The sequence below is a fragment of the Mesorhizobium sp. WSM4887 genome (assembly GCF_029625865.1).
GTDB lineage: Bacteria > Pseudomonadota > Alphaproteobacteria > Rhizobiales > Rhizobiaceae > Mesorhizobium.
This window is the reverse complement of sequence record NZ_JARTVP010000001.1, coordinates 374750-395734: the sequence shown is the minus strand read 5'-3', so window position 1 is coordinate 395734 and position 20985 is coordinate 374750. Positions and strand designations below refer to the sequence as shown.

Sequence of the window (20985 nt, the reverse complement as noted above, 5' to 3'; positions counted from 1 at the left end):
ATCCTCGCTCTTCCTGCATCGGAGCGAGGGTATAGCAGGGGGCCTGCTGACACGGTGATGTCAGCATGCCCGGCGCTGGGCGACATTTTCACTAGAGGATCTTTCGCACCAGCCTGACGAGGACCAGGAGCATGTACGCGGCAAAGAACAGCGCCAGCGACCAGCCGAAGCCCGAAGGGCCGAAGGCGTCCATGCCGATGCCGATCGCCTGCGGACCGATCACCATGCCGACGCCGTAGCAGAGCACGAAGGCGGCATTGGCGGAGGCGAGCTCATGGCCGGAAAGCTGGGAACCCAGATGCGCAAGGCCGATCGTGTACATGGCCGCGACCACACCGCCCCAGACGAACAGAAGCGCCGCCATCAGGTGCCAGTCCTTGGCGAAGAAAGGCATGAACACGGTTCCGATGAGGCCGACCGTGGCGCAGGCCAGAAGCAGGTAGCGGCGGTCCGAGACGCGGTCGCTGATCATCCCGATCGGTATCTGCAGCAGAACGTTGCCGAGGCCGATCATGGTCAGCAACAGCGCGGCGTCGGCCTCCGAGTAGCCGATGCGACTGCCATAGACCGGGAATAGCGAAAAGCCGCCGGTCTCGACGGCGCCGAATACGAGCACGGCGAAGGTTGCTGTGGGCACCATCCAGATATAGCGCAGGAAATGGCTGGTTTCGCCGTCGGCGACGATCGCCGGGCTCTCGTTACGAGCCGCCAGCACCGGGATGGCAGCGAGCGTCACCAGCGCAATGGTGACGCCGAACGGCAGGAAGCCACCGGAGCCGACATGGGCGAACAGCCACGGCCCGGCAGCGAAGCCCAGGGAAAGCACCGTGGCGTAGATGCCAAGCACAAGGCCGCGACGATGCGGTGGCGCCGAGGTGCTGATCCAGAATTCCGACAGAATGAAGAGCACCGTCAGCGAGATGTGCAGCGCGACGCGGAGCGGAAACCACATCCAGAAGGCCGGCGCGAAATGGAAGCCGACAAAAGCGAGCGCGCCAACGGCGATCATCAAAAGCATGGTCTGGGCGACGCCGAGGCGCATGGCCAGCGGCGTGGCGAGCGGCGCGCCGGCGATCGAGGCGAGCCCGGCGACCGCCGTGTTGAGGCCGATCATCGAGGCCGAGTGGCCGCGCGATTCGAGGATGACGCTGAGCAGCGGCATGCCGAGGCCGATGGCAATGCCGACCACGCTGATCGAGGAGATCGCCGCAGTCATCGGCAGCCAGTGTACGCGTTCGTCGCCCTGTTGCTGGGTATCGACCGTCATCGATGGGGATGCTCTGCTTCTAAAGGACTTCGCGAACGAAGCGGTTTCGGATGAGGCGGAAGAACGGCACTGCGCCGCCCGGACGCAGTAACGGATCGCGGGCGAGGCGCCTTTCCAGTTCTTCCAGGATCATGCGGGTGATGTCGGGAATGTCGGCCTTGCGGGCGTTGCCAAGCGGTAGCCAGACGAGCTCTTCCAACTCGTTGGTTGGACCGCCGTCGGGCAATTCGACGGCAACATCCTCACGCCAGGCGCTGAAGAACCGGGTATCGAAGCGGCGCACGCGGTTGGGCGGCGTGATGGCGCGCGCAATAAAGCGCAGGGCGTCCAGCGACGGTGCGACGCCGTGTTCGACGAAACCCTGCCAATCGCGCTTGGCGGTCGCGAACGGGCCTTTACGGCCGATAAGCAGGCCGGCTTCCTCGTAAGTCTCACGAATTGCCGACATGGCGATGGCGCGCGCCCGTGCGGCGCTCGCGCGGCCGGGGCCGCTCACAAGCCTTGCCTCTTCCTCACGATGCAGCGGGGCAGCCACCGGAACGCGGCTGTCGGCGGGATCGGTGCGGCCGCCGGGGAAGACGATTTTTCCCGGCATGAAGGCGTGGCCGGCATGGCGCCGGCCCATCAGCACCAGAACGTCGCTGGCTCTCCTGTCGAGCAGGATCAAGGTTGCGGCATCGCGCGGGCGAAGCGGCCGACCGCCGTGCACGGCCAAGCCTTTATCGAGCTTGTCGACATCCGCCTTGGTCATTCCTTCCATGCGCTCGACCTAGCGGAAACTTCTCGAACGCGAAAGTGGCTTACGTGTTCGGGCCTTTGCACCAGCCCCGGACCAAACGTCGCTGCCGGAGCAATTCCAGGAAAAACGCGCAGCGGTTCTCGATCTGGAATTCCACTGCTCGGAGATGGTCGTTGTTTGTATCAAGGACAGAACCGCTCCAGGCTTAGAGATGCGGCTCGAACTCGTCCTTCTCGCCGCCGAAGCCGTGCATATAGAGCGCCCATTGCAGGCCAATGACGGCGCCTTTGACCGGCTGCAACAGCGCGACGGCCAGAATAATGGTCAGCGGCACCCAGATCAGCGCGTGCTGCCAGGTCGAAAGCGTGGTGGCGGCCTCCACAGTCATGAAGGCGCCAACCACAATGTGGCCGACGATGACGATCACCAGATAGGCGGGAAGGTCGTCGGCGCGATGGTGATGAAGCTCCTCGCCGCAGACGCCGCATTTGTCGACGGGCTTTGTGAAGGCGCCGAACAGCTTGCCTTCGCCGCAATGCGGGCACCGGCCAAGCATGCCGCGCTTGATTGCCGTCCACAGCGGACGCGCGACGCGGCCCGAATGGTGCTCGCCGCCGAAAACCTGTTCTTCCATGCCCTTCGACATCATCTTCTCCTGCCGCGGGGACCCATGCGCGACTGCGACGCGCGGGCGCGGCCCTTGGTCTTGTGGAACGACCGTCGCGAGCCTGGCAGCGGCTTCGGGTCGCTCAGCATTTCGAAACGCATCGCGCCCGCCATCGGCGCAACCTCGAGCAGCCGCACCTCGACGCGGTCGGCTAGCTGGTAGCCCTTGCCGGTGCGCTCTCCGAACAGCGATCGAGCGGTTTCATCGTAGATATAGTAATCGCCGTCCAAACTTGACACCGGGATGAAACCATCGGCGCCATACTGCGGCAATTGGACAAAGAGTCCCGCCTTGGCGACGCCGGAGATGCGAGCGTCGAAGGTGTCGTTGATGCGCTCGGCGAGATAGGCCGCGATCAGCCGGTCGACCGTGTCGCGTTCGGCCGCCATGGCGCGGCGTTCGGTGGCCGAGATCAGCGCGCCGACCTCTTCCAGGCGATCCGCTTCCTGCTGCGTCAGGCCGCCGGGACCGAGGCCGAGCGCGGCAATCAGTCCGCGATGCACGATGAGATCCGCATAGCGCCGGATCGGCGAGGTGAAATGCGCGTAGCGTCTCAGGTTGAGACCGAAATGGCCGATGTTCTTCGGCGAGTATTCGGCCTGGCTCTGTGAGCGCAGCACCACTTCATTGACCAGCGCCTCGTTGTCGGCGCCGCGCACCCGCTCCAGAATGCCGTTGAACTGCCCGGGCCGCATCTGCGCGCCGCGCGTCAGCGACAGGCCAAGCGTGTGCAGGAACTCGCGCAGCGATTCCTGTTTCGCCAGCGACGGCGCGTCGTGGATGCGATAGACGAGCGGCTCTTTCTTGCATTCAAGCGTCTCCGCGGCCGCGACATTGGCCTGGATCATGAACTCCTCGATCAGCTTGTGGGCGTCGAGGCGCTCCGGCACGACGACCCGGTCGACGGTGCCGTCGGGCTTGAGCAGGATCTTGCGTTCCGGCAGCTCCAGTTCGAGCGGCTGGCGGCTGTCGCGGCCGCGCTTGAGCACGGCATAGGCATCCCAGAGGGGCTTCAGAACGCCTTCGAGGATCGGCCCCGTCTTGTCGTCGGGCACGCCATCGATCCCCGCCTGCGCCTGCGGGTAGGCGAGCTTGGCCGCCGATTTCATCATGATGCGGTGGAACGAGTGCCTGAGCTTGCGGCCTTCCGCCGAAAAGGTCATGCGCACGGCGATCGCCGGGCGGTCCTCCGCTTCGCGCAGCGAGCAGAGGTCGTTGGAGATGCGCTCGGGCAGCATCGGCACGACGCGGTCCGGGAAATAGACCGAATTGCCACGCTTCAGCGCCTCGCGGTCGAGCGGCGTGCCGTAGCGGACATAGGCCGCGACATCGGCGATTGCCACGGTGACGATGACGCCGCCGGGATTCTTCTTATCCGTATCGGGCGTGGCGAACACCGCGTCGTCATGGTCCTTGGCGTCGGCCGGATCGATGGTAACCAGCGGCAGATCGCGCCAGTCCTCGCGCCCGGCAAGCGAAACCGGCTTCACGGCGTCGGCTTCGGCGATCACATGGGCCGGAAAGACGTGGGGTATGTCGTGGGCGTGGATGGCGATCATCGAGACCGCCTTCTCGCTAGTCAGCGAGCCCAGCACCGCCAGCACCTTGGCCCGCGGCAGGCCGTAGCGCGAAGCGCGCGCCGGCTCGACCTCGACCAGATCGCCATTTTTGGCGCCGTTCTGGAATTCCTTGTCGACGATCAGCTCGGGCTGGCGGCGTTCCACCGGCTCGATGCGAAAGGTGCCGTCCTTCAGCACGCGGAAGACGCCGAGCACGGCTTCGCTGCGCTTCTCGAAAATCTTCATGACCCGCCCGGTATAGGCGGGGCCTGAGGGATCGTCGGTCGGGAAGGTCTTGGCGAGGACGCGGGCGCCGATGCCCGGAACCGGGCCGCTGGCGCCGCGCGAAATGCGGATGGCGATCACGGGCGGCGAGCCCGGGCCGGTGTATTCGCTCGGATGCGCCAGAAGCACACCATCGTTATCGCGGCCGAAAATGTCGAGCACGGCGACATGGGGCAGGGAGCCGGCGCGGGTGAGCCGCTTGCGGTTCCTGGTCAGCAGGCCCTCATCCTGCAGGTCGCGCAGCAGATCCTTGAGCCAGATGCGGTCCTCGCCGCGCAGCGCGAACGCCTTGGCGATGTCGCGTTTTCCGGAGCGGTCGGGGTTCTCAGCGATGTAGCGCAGGATTTCGTCGCGCGAGGGCCGGTAGTCATCCTTGACCACCTTCGCCCTGGTGTCGGCGCTGCGCGGATCGCCGTGACTTCTTCCGGAGATCCTGCGCGCCACGTCGTGCTATCCTTTCTTTGCCGCCCGGCGGAACGGCTTCTTGCCGCCTCCGCCCTTGGCTTCCTTCTCAGCAATCAGGGCGATTGCCTCGTCCATCGTCACCGATTGCGGATCCTTGCCCTTGGGCAGCGTGGCATTGACCTTGCCGTAATTGACGTAGGGTCCGTAGCGGCCGTCGCGCACGACGATCTTGCCGCCGCCGTCGGGATGCTCGCCCAGTTCCTTCAACGCAGCCGGCGTGCTCCCGTTGCGGCCGCCCTTGCCCTTCTGCTGCTTCTCGGCGATCACCGAAACGGCGCGGTTCAGGCCGATCGAGAACACGTCCTCGATGCTTTCGAGATTGGCGTAGGTGCCGTCGTGCAGCACGAAGGGTCCGTACCGCCCAAGACCGGCCGAGATCATCTTGCCGGTTTCCGGATGCTTACCGACATCGCGCGGCAATGCCAGCAGCGCCAGCGCCTTCTCATGGTCGATCGACTCGGCGGTCCAGCCCTTGGGCAGGCTCGAGCGCTTAGCGTCCTTGCCTTCGCCGCGCTGGATGTAGGGGCCGAAGCGGCCGCTCCGGAGCGTGATCTCCTCGGCGGTGTATGGATCCTTGCCGAGTAGCTTGACGCCGTCGTCGCCGTTGCCGTTCTCGCCGTTGGGATTGGCGGCGTCGCCAAGCTGGCGGGTATAGGAGCATTCCGGATAATTCGAGCAGCCGACAAAGGCGCCGAACTTACCGAGCTTCAGCGACAGGTTGCCGGTGCCGCATTTCGGGCAGACGCGCGGGTTTGAGCCGTCCTCCCGCGCGGGGAACACCAGCGGCGCCAGCTCGTCGTTGAGCGCATCGAGCACGTCTGAGACGCGCAGTTCCTTGATGTCGTCGACGGCGCCCGAAAAATCCTTCCAGAAGTCGCGCAGCACGTCCTTCCAGGCGAGCTTGCCGTCGGAGATCTCGTCGAGCTTTTCCTCGAGCGAGGCTGTGAAGTCATATTCGACATAGCGCTCGAAGAAGCTTTCGAGGAAGGCCGACAGCAGCCGGCCCTTGGCCTGCGGCACCAGCTTGCGCCGGTCGATGGCGACGTAGTCGCGGTCCTCAAGCGTCTTCAGGATCGCCGTGTAGGTCGACGGCCGGCCAATGCCGAGCTCTTCCAGCTTCTTGATCAGCGACGCCTCGGAATAGCGCGGCGGCGGCTCGGTCGTGTGCTGGGTGGCGTTGATCGCCTCGCGGGCAAGCTGCTCGCCGGCGCGGATCTCGGGCAGGCGGCGGCTTTCCTCGTCCTCCGCGTCCTCGTCCTTCTGGTCGGTGTAGGCGGCGATGAAGCCGTCGAAGCGGATGACCGAGCCGACCGCGCGAAGCTCGGCGGTGCGGGCGCCGTTGACCGCCTCGATCTCGACCGTGGTGCGCTCGATCTCGGCCGGCTGCATCTGGCTGGCGATCGCGCGCTTCCAGATCAGCTCATAGAGGCGCGCCTGATCGGCATCGAGATATTGCCTGACCGATGCCGGCGTGCGCTTGAAATCGGTAGGGCGGATCGCCTCATGCGCTTCCTGGGCGTTCTTGGCCTTGACCGAATAATAGCGTGGGTTTTCGGGCAGGTATTTCGCGCCGAACTCGCTGGCGATGGCATCGCGCGCCGCGGTGATCGCCTCCGGCGCCATCTGCACGCCGTCGGTTCGCATATAGGTGATGAGGCCGGCGGTCTCGCCGCCGACATCCATGCCTTCGTAAAGCTTCTGCGCCACCTGCATGGTGCGGTTGGCCGAGAAGCCGAGCCGCGAGGAGGCGGCCTGCTGCAGCGTCGAGGTGGTGAAGGGCGGGCCCGGATTGCGCTTGGTGGGCTTGGCTTCGACCGACAGCGCCTTGAAGGTCGCACCTTCGAGCATCGCCTTGATGTCGTCGGCCTGGGCCTTGTTGGCGATGTCGAGCTTCTGCAGCTTCTTGCCGGCATAGGCGGTCAGCCGCGCCTCGAAACTGTCGTTGCGCGGCGTGTTGAGGATGGCGGCGATCTGCCAGTATTCCTCGCGGACGAAGCGCTCGATCTCGGATTCGCGGTCGCAGACCAGCCGCAGCGCCACCGACTGCACGCGCCCGGCGGAACGGGCGCCCGGCAGCTTGCGCCACAGCACCGGCGAGAGGGTGAAGCCGACGAGATAGTCGAGCGCGCGGCGCGCGAGATAGGCGTCCACCAGCGGCGCATCGATCTGGCGCGGATTGGCCATGGCCTCCATTACCGAGGTCTTTGTTATGGCGTTGAAGACGACGCGGCTGACCGGCTTGTCCTTCAGCGCGCGCTTCTGCCTCAGCACTTCCAGCACATGCCAGGAAATCGCCTCGCCCTCGCGATCCGGGTCGGTGGCGAGGATCAGCCCGTCGGCGTCCTTGACCGCCTTGGCGATGTCGGCGAGGCGCTTGCCGGAGGCGGTGTCTACCGACCAGGACATGGCGAAGTCCTCGTCCGGGCGCACCGAGCCGTCCTTGGCCGGCAGATCGCGGACATGGCCGAACGAGGCCAGGACCTTATAGTTCTTGCCCAGATATTTGTTGATTGTCTTCGCCTTGGCCGGCGATTCGACGACGACGACGTCCATGAGGTCTCTTATCAGCTGTGAGGCGGCGGAAGAGCTCCGCGGCGCACGACGAAATCCCACTCTTTTCGTCGCTCACATGGCCGTGCTTTTGCAATCGGTCAAGGGGACAGGCCCAATTTGCGAACTGGCCGACAGCGATACACTCTTAGAGTGTATGGCGGAGAACACATTTTTTGGCGCACCGACGGATCGTGTCTTGGTTCGGTCTTTTACCGAGGGGAGTCGCCGACAGAACCAGCATCGGCCCGGCGGTACGCGGACGGCACGCGGCACTGGCGCGCCATCCATTGAACGCGCAGCGGCCGCCGCTTCTTCCTCGGCTAGCGACCACGCGCCACACAATGGTGATTGGCACGAGGGCGCCGGCATCGCTATATCGGCGCCAGCACAACCGGGGCATCGTGAAATGGCATTGGACATCGGCTATGTCAGCGCGGTCGGAGCCGGGGCGATCTCGTTCCTGTCGCCGTGCGTGCTGCCGCTGGTGCCGCCTTATCTTTGCTACATGGCCGGCGTTTCGGTCGACGATTTCCGCGGCAACGCCGGCGCGACGGCGCGCGAAGGCGCACGTGGCGCGCTGCTCTATGCCTCTGTTGCCTTCGTGCTCGGCTTCTCGACCGTCTTCGTCGCGCTTGGCGCCGGCGCCTCGACGATCGGCCGGCTGCTGCGCGTCTGGCAGGAACCGCTGGCGATGGTGGCCGGCGCGCTGATCATCATCATGGGCCTGAATTTCCTCGGCATCGTGCGCATCCCGCTCTTGTCGCGCGAGGCGCGCTTCCAGTCGCAGGGCAAGCCGGCCAGCATGATCGCCGCCTATGTCATGGGGCTGGCCTTTGCCTTCGGCTGGACGCCCTGCATCGGCCCGGTGCTGGGGCCGATCCTGACTTTAGCCGGCGGCCGCGAGACGGTGGGCGAGGGCGCGCTGCTGCTCGCCGCCTATTCGCTCGGGCTCGGCATCCCCTTCCTGATCGCGGCGCTGTTTTCCGGCGCCTTCATGCGCTTCTTGGGAAAATTCCGCGTCCATCTCGGTCGCGTGGAAAAAGCGATCGGCGCGCTGCTCGTCGTCGCCGGCGTGTTTTTTCTCACCGGTGGCGTGCAGAGCGCATCCTACTGGCTGCTGGAAAACTTCCCGGCGCTCGGGCGGCTCGGGTGATCTGCCACTTCGTGCACAGGATCGAATTGTGGACCCGCCGATCAAGAGTCCAGGTGATCCGCTGTCTCACCGGAATTTAACCGCATTGGTGCAGCATCACGCCGCTGCTAGCATGCGATGATTTGAATCCTTTCATACGGTTGCCCTATGAGCCAGAGATCCTGCCTGTCCGTCATCCTCGCCGCCGGCGAAGGTACGCGCATGAAGAGCGCGATGCCCAAGGTGCTGCACGCCATTGCCGGCCTGCCGATGGTGGCTCATGTGGTGAAGGCCGCTGAGGCCGCCGGGGCAACGGGTCTGGCGCTGGTGATCGGCCACGGCGCCGACGAGATGCGGAAGGCGGTGCAGAAATTCGCGCCGAAAGCCGAGACCTTCGTGCAGGAGAAGCGGCTCGGCACGGCCCATGCGGTGCTTGCCGCGCGCGAAGCGATAGCGAAGGGCTACGACGACATCCTCGTCATGTTCGGCGACACGCCGCTGATCGATGCGGCAGCGCTGGCTGCCGCGCGGCAGAAGCTGGCGGAGGGTGCTGCCGTTGCGGTGATCGGCTTCCGCCCGCCCAATCCGACGGGATACGGCCGGCTGATCGAGAAGGGCGGGCGTCTCGTCGCCATCAGGGAGGAGAAGGACTGCTCCGAGGCGGAAAAAAAGCTCGGCTTCTGCAATGCCGGGATGATGGCGGTGGCCGGCAACCAGGCGCTTCGGCTGCTCGACAAGGTCGGTAACAACAATGCCAAGGGCGAGTTCTATCTCACCGACATCGTCGAGCTCGCCGGCGCGGACGGGCTCGATGTGGTGGCCACGGAGGCGAGCTTCGAAAGCGCGCTCGGCATCAACAACCGGGCCGAGCTCGCCGAGGCGGAAGCTATCTGGCAGGCGCGCCAGCGGCGCGAGGCGATGCTTGCCGGCGTGACGCTGATCGCGCCTGAAACCGTCTACTTCTCGCACGACACCGAGATCGGTGCCGATACGATTGTCGAGCCGCATGTCTGGTTCGGCCCGGGCGTCAAGATCGCTTCAGGGGCGAAAATCCACGCCTTCAGCCATATCGAAGGCGCCACGATCGCTTCCAATTGCGATGTCGGGCCGTTCGCGCGGCTGCGGCCGGGCGCCGATCTGCGGCAAAAGGCCAAGGTCGGCAATTTCTGCGAGGTCAAGCAGGCAACGATCGAGGAAGGCGCCAAGGTCAACCACCTGACTTATATCGGCGACGCGCGGGTCGGTGCTGGGGCGAATATCGGCGCTGGCACCATCACCTGCAACTATGACGGCTTTTCCAAATTCTTCACCGATATCGGCGAGGGCGCGTTCGTCGGCTCCAACTCCGCGCTGGTGGCGCCGGTCACGATCGGCAAGGGTGGCTACATCGCTTCGGGCAGCGTGATCACCGAGAGCGTGCCCGACGATGCGCTGGCCTTCGGCCGCGCCCGCCAAAAGACGCTGCCCAGAAAAGGCAAGGAATTGCGCGAGCGCTTCGCGTCGGCGGCCGCGGCGAAGAAAAGAGCCGCGGAATGATCGTCAAAGGACGTTTGCTGGGCCGGCGCCGCTGGCGCCAACCATAAATGATCGAGCACCGCGCCGCGAAAAACCAACCATTTGCAGTAACCGGATTGCAAGCGCGGCGTGTCATGGTGCATCAGTCGCAAAACCGTTCCGGGTGACACCGAACGAAACGCAAAGTGACTTTCGCGGCAGGCCGGCCATCCGTAAATAGCGCTGGGTTTTCGCGGGGAATCGGGGGCAGCATATGTGCGGTATCGTTGGAATTGTCGGCCATTCACAGGTCGCGCCGCTGATCGTCGATGCGCTGAAGCGGCTCGAATATCGCGGCTATGACTCGGCCGGCGTCGCCACCATCGAGAATGGCACGCTCGGCCGCCGCCGCGCCGAAGGCAAGCTGATCAATCTCGAACGCCGGCTGAAAGAAGATCCGCTGGAAGGCACGATCGGCATCGGCCATACCCGCTGGGCGACCCATGGCGTGCCGAACGAGACCAATGCGCATCCGCATTTTTCCGAAGGCGTCGCGATTGTCCACAACGGCATCATCGAGAACTTCGCCGAGCTGCGCGACGAGCTCTCCCGCGATGGCTACAAATTCGCCTCTCAGACGGACACCGAGGTCGTCGCGCATCTGGTCGCGCGGGAGCTCGCCAAGGGGCTGAAGCCGGTCCAGGCAGCGCACCAGGCGCTGAAGCGGCTCTCGGGCGCGTTTGCGCTGGCGATCATGTTCAAGGGCGACGAGGATCTGATCGTCGGCGCCCGCAACGGTCCGCCGCTTGCCGTCGGCCATGGCGACGGCGAGATGTTTTTGGGCTCGGACGCGATCGCGCTGGCGCCTTTCACCAACGCAGTCACCTATCTCGAAGATGGCGACTGGGCGGAAGTGCGTCGCAACAGCGTCACCATCTATGACGCCGACGGCAAGAAGGTCGACCGCAAGCGCCAGCAGTCGCTCTCGACCAGCTTCATGGTCGACAAGGGCAACCGCCGCCATTTCATGGAAAAGGAAATCCATGAGCAGCCGGAGGTGATCTCGCACACGCTGGCGCATTATGTCGATTTCGTCTCCGGCGTGTCGAGGCCGCTCGATCTGCCCTTCGACTTTGCCAAGATCGGCCGGTTGGCGCTCTCGGCCTGCGGCACCGCCTATCTGGCCGGGCTGATCAGCAAGTACTGGTTCGAGCGCTATGCGCGGCTGCCGGTCGACATCGACGTCGCCTCGGAATTCCGTTACCGCGAGATGCCGTTGTCAGCGAATGACGCGGCCTTCTTCATCTCGCAGTCGGGCGAGACCGCCGACACGCTGGCTTCCCTGCGCTACTGCCGCCAGGCCGACATGAAGATCGGCGCGGTCGTCAATGTGCGCGAATCGACCATGGCGCGCGAATCCGACGTCGTGCTGCCGACGCTTGCCGGGCCGGAGATCGGCGTCGCCTCGACCAAGGCTTTCACCTGCCAGCTCTCCGTGCTGGCCTCGCTCGCAGTGCGGGCCGGCGTGGCGCGCGGGACGATCTCGCGCGATGAGGAGAAGCGGCTGGTGCGGGAGCTTTCCGAGGCGCCGCGCTTTGCCACACAGGTGCTGAAGCTCGACGAGCAGATCGAACGCATCTCGCGTGAGCTGTCCCGCTACAAGGATGTGCTCTATCTCGGCCGCGACACCAATTTTCCACTAGCCATGGAAGGTGCGCTGAAGCTCAAGGAAATCTCCTACATCCACGCCGAAGGCTATGCCGGCGGCGAGCTGAAGCACGGACCGATCGCGCTGATCGACGAGAACATGCCGGTTATCGTGATCGCGCCGCATGACCGCATCTTCGAAAAGACGGTTTCCAACATGCAGGAAGTCGCGGCGCGCGGCGGCAAGATCATCCTGATCACCGACGCCAAGGGCGCGGCCCAGGCCGGCATCAAGTCGATGGAGACGATCATCCTGCCCGAAGTACCTGAGATCATCGCGCCGATCATCTACGCGCTGCCGATCCAGATGCTCGCCTATTTCACCGCGGTGTTCATGGGCACCGATGTCGACCAGCCCCGCAATCTGGCGAAATCGGTCACGGTGGAATAGCACTGTCACTGCTTCTTTTGGGCACCGTAGTTCGAAGTATGGCTTGCCGATGGCCCTTTCACTCCTCGAGGGGCGTCGCGGAATGGATCCTGGGTCTACGCCGCGTCGCTTCGCTCCTTGCTCCGCGCGTGGATGACGAAGGGAAGGGGTGTTGCAGCCAGTCGCGAACGCAGGAGCTTCCATTTGGAACGCTGAAAGCCGCTTCATAGAGAGCGCTCTTTAAAAACTTCGCAGTTCCAAACCGAATTGCGGTTCACTAAAGTTCAACCGCAATCTGCGCCGCGGTGATCCTATGTCCGACGCCCTGAAGACCTCTGGCATGACCCGGCTCAGGAATTATTTCCTGACGGGCTTCATCGTCTGCGCGCCGCTGGCGATCACCGCCTATATCGCCTGGTCGCTCATCGGCTGGGTCGATTCCTGGGTGAAGCCCTACATTCCCGCCCGCTACAACCCCGACACCTATCTGCCGTTTCCGGTCCCCGGTTTCGGGCTGATCGTGGCGCTGGTGCTGATCACGTTCATCGGTTTCATGACGGCCAACATCGTCGGCCGCGCAATCGTCAATTTCGGCGAGCGGCTGCTTGGCCGCATGCCGCTGGTGCGCGGTATCTACCGCTCCCTGAAGCAGATTTTCGAGACGGTGCTGTCGAACAAGGGCGACATGTTCCGCCAGGTCGGGCTGGTCGAATATCCGCGCAAGGGAGTCTGGTCGCTGGTCTTCGTCGCCAGCGAGAAGGAAACCGAGATCAACCAGAAGCTCGACCAGGAAGGCGATCCGTTGGTCGCGGTGTTCATGCCCTGCACGCCGAACCCGACCACAGGCTTCCTGATGTATGTTTATAAATCCGAGATCGTGCTGCTCGACATGACGATCGAGGACGGCGCCAAGCTGATCGTTTCGGCCGGCATGGTGGCGCCGGAGGTCAAGGCCAAGCTGGTGACGCTGAACGGCGAGCCGATCGAAGGGCCGCTTGCCAATCCGGCGCTGGGCGCGGCTCAGCCGGCGCGCAGCAGCCGCACCGCCTCGTCGCGCCCGAACAGGTAGAGCAACAGCCGCAGCGCCTCGCCGCGCCCAGACTGCAATTCGGGGTCGCGCGACAGGATCAGCCGTGCGTCGTCGCGGGCGGCTTCCAGCAGGTCGGCATGGAACTCGATGCGCGCGACCTGGAAACCTGGCGTGCCGGACTGGCGGGTGCCCAGCAGTTCGCCTTCGCCGCGCAGCTTCAGATCCTCCTCGGCTATGCGGAAGCCGTCCGCCGTCTCGCGCATCACTGACAGCCGGCGCTTCGCCGTCTCACCGAGCGGATCCTTGTAGAGCAGCACGCAGGACGATGGCTTGTCGCCGCGCCCGACCCGGCCGCGCAGCTGGTGCAACTGGGCAAGGCCGAAGCGCTCGGCATGCTCGATGACGATGATCGTGGCGTCCCGCACGTCGACGCCGACCTCGATGACGGTGGTGGCGATCAATATGCGCGTTTCGCCCTGCTTGAAAGCGCGCATCGCATCGTCCTTCTCTGCCCCTTTCATGCGGCCATGGACGAGGCCGATCTGTTCGCCGAAGAGCGGCTTCAGTGAAGCGAAGCGGTCTTCCGCCGACATCAGCTTGATCTCTTCGGATTCCTCGACCAGCGGACAGATCCAGTAGATCTTCTGACCCTCGGCGACGGCGTCGACCATGCGCCCGACCAACTCGTCCAGCCGCTCCATTGGCAAAGTGACGGTGCGTATCGGCTGGCGGCCCGCCGGCTTTTCGGTGAGCTTCGAGACATCCATGTCGCCGAAGGCGGTCAGCACCAGCGTGCGCGGAATGGGCGTCGCCGTCATCACCAGCATATCGGGCGCGTCGCCTTTGGCGGTGATGGCGAGACGCTGGTGGACACCGAAGCGGTGCTGCTCGTCGACGACGGCAAGCACGAGGTCGTGGAAGGTCACCGTCTCCTGGAACAGCGCGTGCGTGCCGACAACGATGTCGATCGCACCGCTGGCGAGGCCTTCCAGTGTTTCGGCGCGTTCGCGGCCCTTCTCGCGGCCGGTAAGGACGGCGACGCTGAGGCCGGCTTTTTCCGCCAGCGGGGCGATGGTCGCCAGATGCTGCCGCGCCAGGATTTCGGTCGGCGCCATCAGCGCAGCCTGGCCGCCTGCCTCGACCGCGCGCCCCATGGCAAGCAGCGCGACCACCGTCTTGCCGGAGCCGACATCGCCCTGCAGCAGACGCAGCATGCGTTCGGGGTCGGCCAGGTCGGCGTTGATTTCGCCGAGCGCGAATTCCTGGCTGGGGGTGAGCTTGTAGGGCAGGGCAGCGCGCAGTTTCTCGACAACGCGCCCGTCGCCGACCAGCGGCCGGCCCGAAAGGCGGCGGATTCTGGCGCGCACCAGCGCCAGCGACACCTGCCCTGCCAGGAGCTCGTCATAGGCCAGGCGCCGCCAGGCCGCACCCTCGACGGCAACGTCGATCGGGTCCTTGGGATAGTGGATGCGGGTGAGCGCATCGCCGAAGGACGGAAAGGTGTGGCGGCGCATGAAGGCGTCGTCCTGCCATTCCGGCAGTTCCGGCAAGCGGCCGAGCGCCTGTCCGATGGCGCGGCGCAGCACTTTTGCGGACAGGCCGGCGGTTAGCGGATAGACGGGCTCGACCAGCGGCAGGCCCTCGGCCTCGTCGAGCGGCGCGATATGGTCGGGATGAACCATGGTCGGGCGGCCGTTGAACCATTCCATGCGGCCGGAGATTACGACGCGCTCGCCCTCAGCCAGCATCTTCTGCAGATAGGCGGCATGGGCATGGAAGAAGGTCAAGGCGATCTCACCGGTGTCGTCATGGGCGTAGATCCGGTAGGGCACGGACCTGTTGCCGCGCGGCGGCGGCTGGTGACGGTCGACCCGCACCTCGAGTGTTACGATCTGGCCTTCGGCCGCTAGCGCGATGCCAGGCCGATTGCGGCGGTCGATAACCGTGTTGGGCAGCACGAACAGAAGATCGGCGGCGCGCGCGGCGCGGTCGCCGAGATCGGCCGGCACGACACGTTCGATCATGGTCCCGACCTTCTGGCCGACGCCGGCGAGCGAGGTGATCGGGACGAACAGGGGATCGAGGATGGAAGGACGCATCTCGTCAGCTTATGTCGCGGAGGCCGCAGCGCAAAGGCTGACACCAATCGCTATCCACGCTATATGCGCCGCTTCGAACAGGGATGTAGCGCGATGACCGGAACACAGCGATCAAGCGAGGGCCTGGACGTCCGCCGCCGCAAGCTGCTGTTCCGCTCCTGGCATCGCGGCATGCGCGAGATGGATCTCATCCTGGGATCCTTCGCCGATGCCGAGATCGGCGCCTTGACCGCCGACGAAATCGACCAATATGAAAAGCTCCTCGAAATCCCCGACACCGAATTCCTGCCGATGATCACCGGCGAGCGCCCGGTTCCGCCCGATATCGATTGCGCGGTGCTGCAGAAGATCCTGGCGTCGCGCCGGACCATGACATTTTGAAAGAAGCATGAGTCTCATTCCCTCCATTGGCCTGCCGAAGGGCCGCGCCGGCCAGTTCATCGTCGATGGCGTCGCCGACGGTTACGAAGCTTTCGCGCTGGCGCGGACGGCGCAGGAGATCGCGCCCGACAAGCCGGTGCTGTTCGTCGCGCGCGACGGCCAGCGGCTGCCGGCGATCATCGATGCGCTCGCCTTTGCCGCTCCCGGCCTGCCGGTTCTGGAACTGCCTGCCTGGGACTGCCTGCCTTACGATCGTGTCTCGCCGGGCGCGGATGCCGCCGCGCGGCGCCTCGACGCGCTCTCCGCCATCGTTGCGCTGGCGAAAAAGCCGCACCGCGCCGTTATCCTCACGACGGCCAATGCGCTCTTGCAGCGCATTCCGCCGGCCGAACTGATCGAGGCGCAGACCTTCCACGCCAAGCCCGGCAACCAGATCGACATGAACGTGCTGATCGCGCGGCTGGAGAATTCCGGTTTCGAGCGCGTGCCGACCGTGCGCGACGTCGGCGAGTTCGCGGTGCGCGGCGGCATTCTCGACCTCTTCGCGCCCGGCTGGAGCGAGGCGCTGAGGCTCGACTTCTTCGGCGACACGCTGGAATCGATCCGCGTCTTCGACGTGGCGACCCAGCGCACGACCGGCCAGCGCAAGTCGATGGCGCTGCAGGCGATGAGCGAGGTGGCGCTGACGCCGGAAACGATCAGCCGCTTCCGCCGCTCCTATATCGAAGCCTTCGGCGCGCCGTCGCGCGACGATGCGCTCTACGCAGCCGTCAGCGAAGGACGGCGCTTTGCCGGCATGGAGCACTGGCTGCCTTTCTTCTACGAGCAACTGGAGACGGTGTTCGACTATCTGCCGGACGCGCCTGTCATCTTCGATCATCTCGCGCATGAGGCGCTGGCCGAGCGCCATACGCTGATCCTCGATCACTATGAGGCGCGGCGGAAGCAGGCTGACGGCGCGCTGAAAGATGCCGTGCCCTATAAGCCGGTGGCGCCGGATCTGCTCTATCTCTCGCCGGAAAATCTCAAAGCCTCGCTCGGACCGCGCGAGGACATTGATTTCACCGTTTTCGACGCACCCGATGTCGGCGGCAAGAAGGTCTTCCATGCGGGCTCGCGGCAAGGCCGCAGCTTCGCCGAGGAGCGCGCCGACCCGAACAGCAATGTCTTCGACGTGGTGGTGAAGCATATTGCCGACGAGCGCGCCGCGCGCCGCCGCGTCATCGTCGCCGGCTGGACCGAGGGCTCGCTCGACCGCCTCGGCCAGATCCTCGCCGAGCATCATCTCGGCAACCTGAAACCGGTGGCGACTCTTTCCGAGGTCGAAAAGCTCGAGCCGAGGCAGGCCGGTCTTGCCGTGCTGCCGCTCGAATCCGGCTTCGAGACCGACGGGATGGTCGTCGTCGCCGAACAGGACATTCTAGGCGACAGGCTGATCCGCCGCTCCAAGCGCAAAAAGCGTGCCTCCGACTTCATTGCCGAAGCATCGTCGCTGTCATCCGGCGACATCGTCGTTCACGCGGACCACGGCATCGGCCGATTCATTGGTCTGCGCACCATCGAAGCGGTCGGCGCACCGCATGACTGTCTCGAAATCCACTATGCCGGCGACGACCGGCTGTTCCTGCCGGTCGAAAACATCGAGCTCCTCTCACGCTACGGTTCGGATTCGGCGGAAGCGCCACTCGACAAGCTCGGCGGCGGCGCCTGGCAGGCGCGCAAAGCGCGGCTGAAGAAGCGGCTGCTCGACATGGCCGGGCAATTGATCCGCATCGCCGCCGAGCGGCAGATGCGCGCAGCACCCGCCATGATTCCGGCCGACGGCCTTTATGGCGAGTTCGCGGCGCGCTTTCCCTATGAAGAAACCGACGACCAGCAGACGGCAATCGATTCCGTCATGGACGATCTCGGCGCCGGCAAGCCGATGGATCGGCTGGTTTGCGGCGACGTCGGCTTCGGCAAGACGGAAGTGGCGCTGCGCGCCGCCTTCATCGCGGCGATGGAAGGGTTCCAGGTCGCCGTCGTGGTGCCGACGACGCTGCTGTCGCGGCAGCATTTCAAGACCTTCTCGCAACGCTTTTCCGGCCTGCCGATCCGCGTCGCGCAGGCATCGCGCCTGGTCGGCTCCAAGGAACTGGCCGAGACCAAGAAGGGCGTCGCCGACGGCACGGTCGACATCGTCGTCGGCACGCACGCGCTGCTCGGTAGCTCGATCTCCTTCAAAAATCTCGGCCTGCTGATCATCGACGAGGAGCAGCATTTCGGCGTCAAGCACAAGGAGCGGCTGAAGGAGCTCAAGAACGACGTGCATGTGCTGACACTTTCGGCGACGCCGATTCCGCGCACGCTGCAGTTGGCGCTGACCGGTGTTCGCGAGCTGTCGCTGATCGCCACCCCTCCGGTCGACCGCATGGCGGTGCGCACTTTCATCTCGCCCTTCGATCCGCTGGTCATCCGCGAGACGCTGCTGCGCGAGCGCTACCGCGGCGGCCATTCCTTCTATGTCGTGCCGCGTATCAGCGATCTTGCCGAAATCCATGATTTCCTGAGAGAATCCGTGCCGGAACTGAAAGTAGCGGTCGCCCACGGCCAGATGCCGGCCGGTGAACTCGACGACATCATGAATGCCTTCTATGACGGCCAGTACGACGTGCTTCTGTCGACGACTATCGTCGAATCCGGCCTCGACATTCCGACCGCCAACACGCTCATCATCCACCGAGCCGATATGTTCGGTCTGGCCCAACTCTATCAGTTGCGCGGCCGCGTCGGCCGCTCGAAGGTGCGAGCCTATGCGCTGTTCACGCTGCCGGCCAACCGCAAGCTCACCGATACGGCCGAGCGCAGGCTCAAGGTGCTGCAGTCGCTCGATACGCTCGGCGCTGGTTTCCAACTTGCCAGCCACGACCTCGATATCCGCGGCGCAGGCAATCTCCTCGGCGAGGAACAATCCGGCCACATCAAGGAGGTCGGTTTCGAGCTCTACCAGCAGATGCTGGAGGAAGCGGTGGCCGAAGTGAAGGATTCCGGCGAAGTGCTGGATGGCGGCTGGTCGCCGCAGATCGCGGTGGGCACCGCGGTGATGATCCCGGAGAGCTATGTGCCGGACCTGCAGCTCAGGATGGCGCTCTACCGCCGCCTTGGCGACTTGGAGACCACCGAGGAGATCGACGGCTTCGGCGCCGAGCTGATCGACCGCTTCGGGCCGCTGCCGGAAGAAGTGACGCATCTGTTGAAGATCGTCTTCATCAAGGCGCTTTGCCGCAAGGCCAATGTCGAGAAGCTCGATGCCGGCCCCAAGGGCGTCGTCATCCACTTCCGCAAGCGCGAATTCCCCAATCCGGTCGGACTGGTCAAATTCATCGGCGAGCAGGGCTCGCTGGCCAAGATCAGGGCCGACCACAGCGTCGTCTTCATGCGTGACTGGCCGAATGCCGAGAAGCGGCTGGCCGGCTCGGCTGTTGTCATGACTCAATTGGCGCGGCTGGTCGACAAAGCTGCCTGACGGCTCCAGACCGGCATCCGAGCAGTTCAAGGCATTCGCCACTGCTGAAATTCCCGGCTAGAATAGAAAATCGGCTTCGTGTAAGGAGCCGCGACCTCTGATTGGGGTGGGAATGGCGAGCGAGACCGCTCGCCAGTTTGTTTTGACGCAATTCCGGACGGAAACCGTTCACAGTTTTCCTGGAATTGCTCTGAAGAGTTTTGGGTGCAGCGATGACAAAATGGTCGCCGAATTCGTGGAGAGCAAAGCCGATCAAGCAGGTTCCGGCCTATCCGGACCTTGCGGCGTTGGAGGCCACGGAAGCCCGGCTCACCACCTATCCGCCGCTGGTGTTTGCCGGTGAAGCGCGCAAGCTGAAGAAGCAACTGGCGGCGGTCGCCGCCGGCGAGGCCTTCCTGCTCCAGGGCGGCGACTGCGCCGAGAGCTTTGCCGAGCATGGCGCCGACAACATCCGCGACTTCTTTCGCGTCTTCCTGCAGATGTCGGTGGTGCTCACCTTCGCCGGCGCGCAGCCGGTGGTGAAGGTCGGCCGCGTCGCCGGCCAGTTCGCCAAGCCGCGCTCCTCCGACAGCGAGACCAAGGCCGGCGTGACGCTGCCGAGCTATCGCGGCGACATCATCAACGGCATCGAGTTCGACGCCGCGTCGCGCATCCCGGATCCCGCAAGGCAGGAGATGGCGTATCGCCAGTCGGCGGCGACCCTCAATCTCCTGCGCGCCTTCGCGCAAGGCGGCTATGCCAGCCTGGAGAACGTGCATCGCTGGATGCTGGGCTTCGTTGCCGACAGCCCGCAGGGCGAGAAATACGAATCGCTCGCCAACCGCATCACCGAGACGATGGATTTCATGCGCGCGGTGGGCATCACGTCGGAAACCAATTTCGCGCTGCGCGAGACCGATTTCTACACCAGCCACGAGGCGCTGCTGCTCGGCTACGAGGAGGCGCTGACCCGCGTCGATTCGACTTCCGGCGATTGGTACGCGACTTCGGGCCATATGATCTGGATCGGCGACCGCACCCGCCAGCCCGACCATGCGCATGTCGAATATTGCCGCGGCATCGAGAATCCGCTCGGCCTGAAATGCGGTCCGTCGCTGACGCCGGACGGCCTGCTGGAGCTTATCGACCTGCTCAACCCCGAGAATGAGCCCGGACGGCTGACGCTCATCGCGCGGTTCGGCTCCGACAAGGTCGCCGAGCATCTGCCGAAGCTGGCGCGGGCGGTGAAGAAGGAGGGCCGCAACGTGGTGTGGTCTTCCGATCCGATGCATGGCAACACGATCGAGGCGGCCGGCTACAAGACGCGGCCGTTCGACCGTATCCTGAAGGAAGTGCAGACCTTCTTCGAGGTGCACCGCGCCGAAGGCACGCATCCGGGCGGCATCCATGTCGAGATGACCGGCAAGAACGTCACCGAGTGCACCGGCGGCGCCCGGGCCATCACGGCGGAAGACCTGCAGGACCGCTATCACACCCATTGCGATCCGCGCCTCAATGCCGACCAGGCGATCGAACTGGCCTTTCTGGTCTCGGATCTGCTCAAGAAAAGCCATACGATCCAGCACAAGCAAGCCGCCAACGCCTGAGCCGCTTGCCAGCGATCGAACCGGGGGGGGGGGGGGGGGGGGAACCCCCGGTGTTTTTTTGGGGGGGGGGGGGGGGGGGCCGGCCCCGCCCCGGGGAAAAAAAAATATTTTTTTAGGACCAACACAACACAACAAATTATTTGTGG

13 protein-coding genes are annotated in these 20985 nt (G+C 64.8%); 7 read left to right on the top strand and 6 right to left on the bottom strand.

Annotated elements, in window-relative coordinates:
• Positions 1–91 precede the first annotated feature (91 nt).
• The 5 genes from P9230_RS01935 to topA form a co-directional block, all read right to left on the bottom strand.
• The gene (locus P9230_RS01935) at positions 92–1267 is read right to left on the bottom strand and encodes an MFS transporter (RefSeq protein WP_067328142.1); all 1176 of its coding nucleotides are present in this window, start codon (positions 1265–1267) and stop codon (positions 92–94) included.
• Between the two features lie 19 nt (positions 1268–1286).
• Positions 1287–2027, bottom strand: coding sequence for an NUDIX hydrolase (locus tag P9230_RS01930; RefSeq protein WP_278054161.1), 741 nt, complete (start codon positions 2025–2027; stop codon positions 1287–1289).
• A gap of 184 nt (positions 2028–2211) precedes the next feature.
• Positions 2212–2652, bottom strand: a complete 441-nt coding sequence (locus P9230_RS01925) for a DUF983 domain-containing protein (protein ID WP_095802261.1) — start codon at positions 2650–2652, stop codon at positions 2212–2214.
• On the bottom strand, positions 2652–4961 hold the full coding sequence (gene rnr, locus P9230_RS01920; RefSeq protein WP_278117194.1) for a ribonuclease R: 2310 nt from the start codon (positions 4959–4961) through the stop codon (positions 2652–2654). Before rnr ends, P9230_RS01925 begins: the two co-directional genes overlap by 1 nt.
• Positions 4962–4967: 6 nt before the next feature.
• Complete coding sequence (topA, locus tag P9230_RS01915; protein ID WP_067328149.1) at positions 4968–7535, bottom strand: type I DNA topoisomerase; 2568 nt, start codon at positions 7533–7535, stop codon at positions 4968–4970.
• Positions 7536–7941: 406 nt separating this feature from the next.
• Here topA and P9230_RS01910 point away from each other — a divergent pair, with 406 nt between their 5' ends.
• The 4 genes from P9230_RS01910 (at position 7942) to P9230_RS01895 (ending at position 13307) form a co-directional block, all read left to right on the top strand.
• Positions 7942–8688 carry a cytochrome c biogenesis CcdA family protein gene (locus tag P9230_RS01910; protein ID WP_067000319.1) on the top strand — a complete coding sequence of 249 codons (747 nt, stop codon included), beginning with the start codon at positions 7942–7944 and terminating at the stop codon, positions 8686–8688.
• A gap of 147 nt (positions 8689–8835) precedes the next feature.
• The gene (gene glmU / locus P9230_RS01905) at positions 8836–10203 is read left to right on the top strand and encodes a bifunctional UDP-N-acetylglucosamine diphosphorylase/glucosamine-1-phosphate N-acetyltransferase GlmU (RefSeq protein WP_095802209.1); all 1368 of its coding nucleotides are present in this window, start codon (positions 8836–8838) and stop codon (positions 10201–10203) included.
• Positions 10204–10435: 232 nt separating this feature from the next.
• Complete coding sequence (gene glmS / locus P9230_RS01900; protein WP_278117191.1) at positions 10436–12259, top strand: glutamine--fructose-6-phosphate transaminase (isomerizing); 1824 nt, start codon at positions 10436–10438, stop codon at positions 12257–12259.
• 292 nt (positions 12260–12551) lie between these two features.
• Positions 12552–13307: a DUF502 domain-containing protein gene (locus P9230_RS01895; RefSeq protein ID WP_278117189.1), complete on the top strand. Its 756-nt coding sequence runs from the start codon at positions 12552–12554 to the stop codon at positions 13305–13307.
• On the opposite strand, the gene recG is transcribed toward P9230_RS01895, so the two are convergent.
• The gene (recG, locus tag P9230_RS01890; protein ID WP_278117187.1) at positions 13259–15367 is read right to left on the bottom strand and encodes an ATP-dependent DNA helicase RecG; all 2109 of its coding nucleotides are present in this window, start codon (positions 15365–15367) and stop codon (positions 13259–13261) included. The two genes, P9230_RS01895 and recG, sit on opposite strands and share 49 nt — an antisense overlap.
• Before the next feature lie 93 nt (positions 15368–15460).
• Between recG and P9230_RS01885 the strand changes: the two genes are divergently transcribed.
• From P9230_RS01885 to P9230_RS01875, 3 genes are all read left to right on the top strand, one after another.
• The gene (locus P9230_RS01885; protein ID WP_067000926.1) at positions 15461–15748 is read left to right on the top strand and encodes a succinate dehydrogenase assembly factor 2; all 288 of its coding nucleotides are present in this window, start codon (positions 15461–15463) and stop codon (positions 15746–15748) included.
• A gap of 7 nt (positions 15749–15755) precedes the next feature.
• Positions 15756–19253 carry a transcription-repair coupling factor gene (gene mfd / locus P9230_RS01880; protein WP_278117184.1) on the top strand — a complete coding sequence of 1166 codons (3498 nt, stop codon included), beginning with the start codon at positions 15756–15758 and terminating at the stop codon, positions 19251–19253.
• Between the two features lie 212 nt (positions 19254–19465).
• Positions 19466–20839: a 3-deoxy-7-phosphoheptulonate synthase class II gene (locus P9230_RS01875; protein WP_278117182.1), complete on the top strand. Its 1374-nt coding sequence runs from the start codon at positions 19466–19468 to the stop codon at positions 20837–20839.
• Positions 20840–20985: the final 146 nt, after the last annotated feature.

What these genes read in the sequence shown, in the direction of transcription:
- P9230_RS01895 (WP_278117189.1), top strand. Translation starts at nt 12,552, where the DNA reads ATGTCCGACGCCCTGAAGACCTCTGGCATGACCCGGCTCAGGAATTAT.
- P9230_RS01935 (WP_067328142.1), bottom strand. Translation starts at nt 1,267, where the DNA reads ATGACGGTCGATACCCAGCAACAGGGCGACGAACGCGTACACTGGCTG.
- P9230_RS01930 (WP_278054161.1), bottom strand. Translation starts at nt 2,027, where the DNA reads ATGGAAGGAATGACCAAGGCGGATGTCGACAAGCTCGATAAAGGCTTG.
- P9230_RS01910 (WP_067000319.1), top strand. Translation starts at nt 7,942, where the DNA reads ATGGCATTGGACATCGGCTATGTCAGCGCGGTCGGAGCCGGGGCGATC.
- mfd (WP_278117184.1), top strand. Translation starts at nt 15,756, where the DNA reads ATGAGTCTCATTCCCTCCATTGGCCTGCCGAAGGGCCGCGCCGGCCAG.
- glmS (WP_278117191.1), top strand. Translation starts at nt 10,436, where the DNA reads ATGTGCGGTATCGTTGGAATTGTCGGCCATTCACAGGTCGCGCCGCTG.
- P9230_RS01875 (WP_278117182.1), top strand. Translation starts at nt 19,466, where the DNA reads ATGACAAAATGGTCGCCGAATTCGTGGAGAGCAAAGCCGATCAAGCAG.
- recG (WP_278117187.1), bottom strand. Translation starts at nt 15,367, where the DNA reads ATGCGTCCTTCCATCCTCGATCCCCTGTTCGTCCCGATCACCTCGCTC.
- P9230_RS01885 (WP_067000926.1), top strand. Translation starts at nt 15,461, where the DNA reads ATGACCGGAACACAGCGATCAAGCGAGGGCCTGGACGTCCGCCGCCGC.
- glmU (WP_095802209.1), top strand. Translation starts at nt 8,836, where the DNA reads ATGAGCCAGAGATCCTGCCTGTCCGTCATCCTCGCCGCCGGCGAAGGT.
- topA (WP_067328149.1), bottom strand. Translation starts at nt 7,535, where the DNA reads ATGGACGTCGTCGTCGTCGAATCGCCGGCCAAGGCGAAGACAATCAAC.
- P9230_RS01925 (WP_095802261.1), bottom strand. Translation starts at nt 2,652, where the DNA reads ATGTCGAAGGGCATGGAAGAACAGGTTTTCGGCGGCGAGCACCATTCG.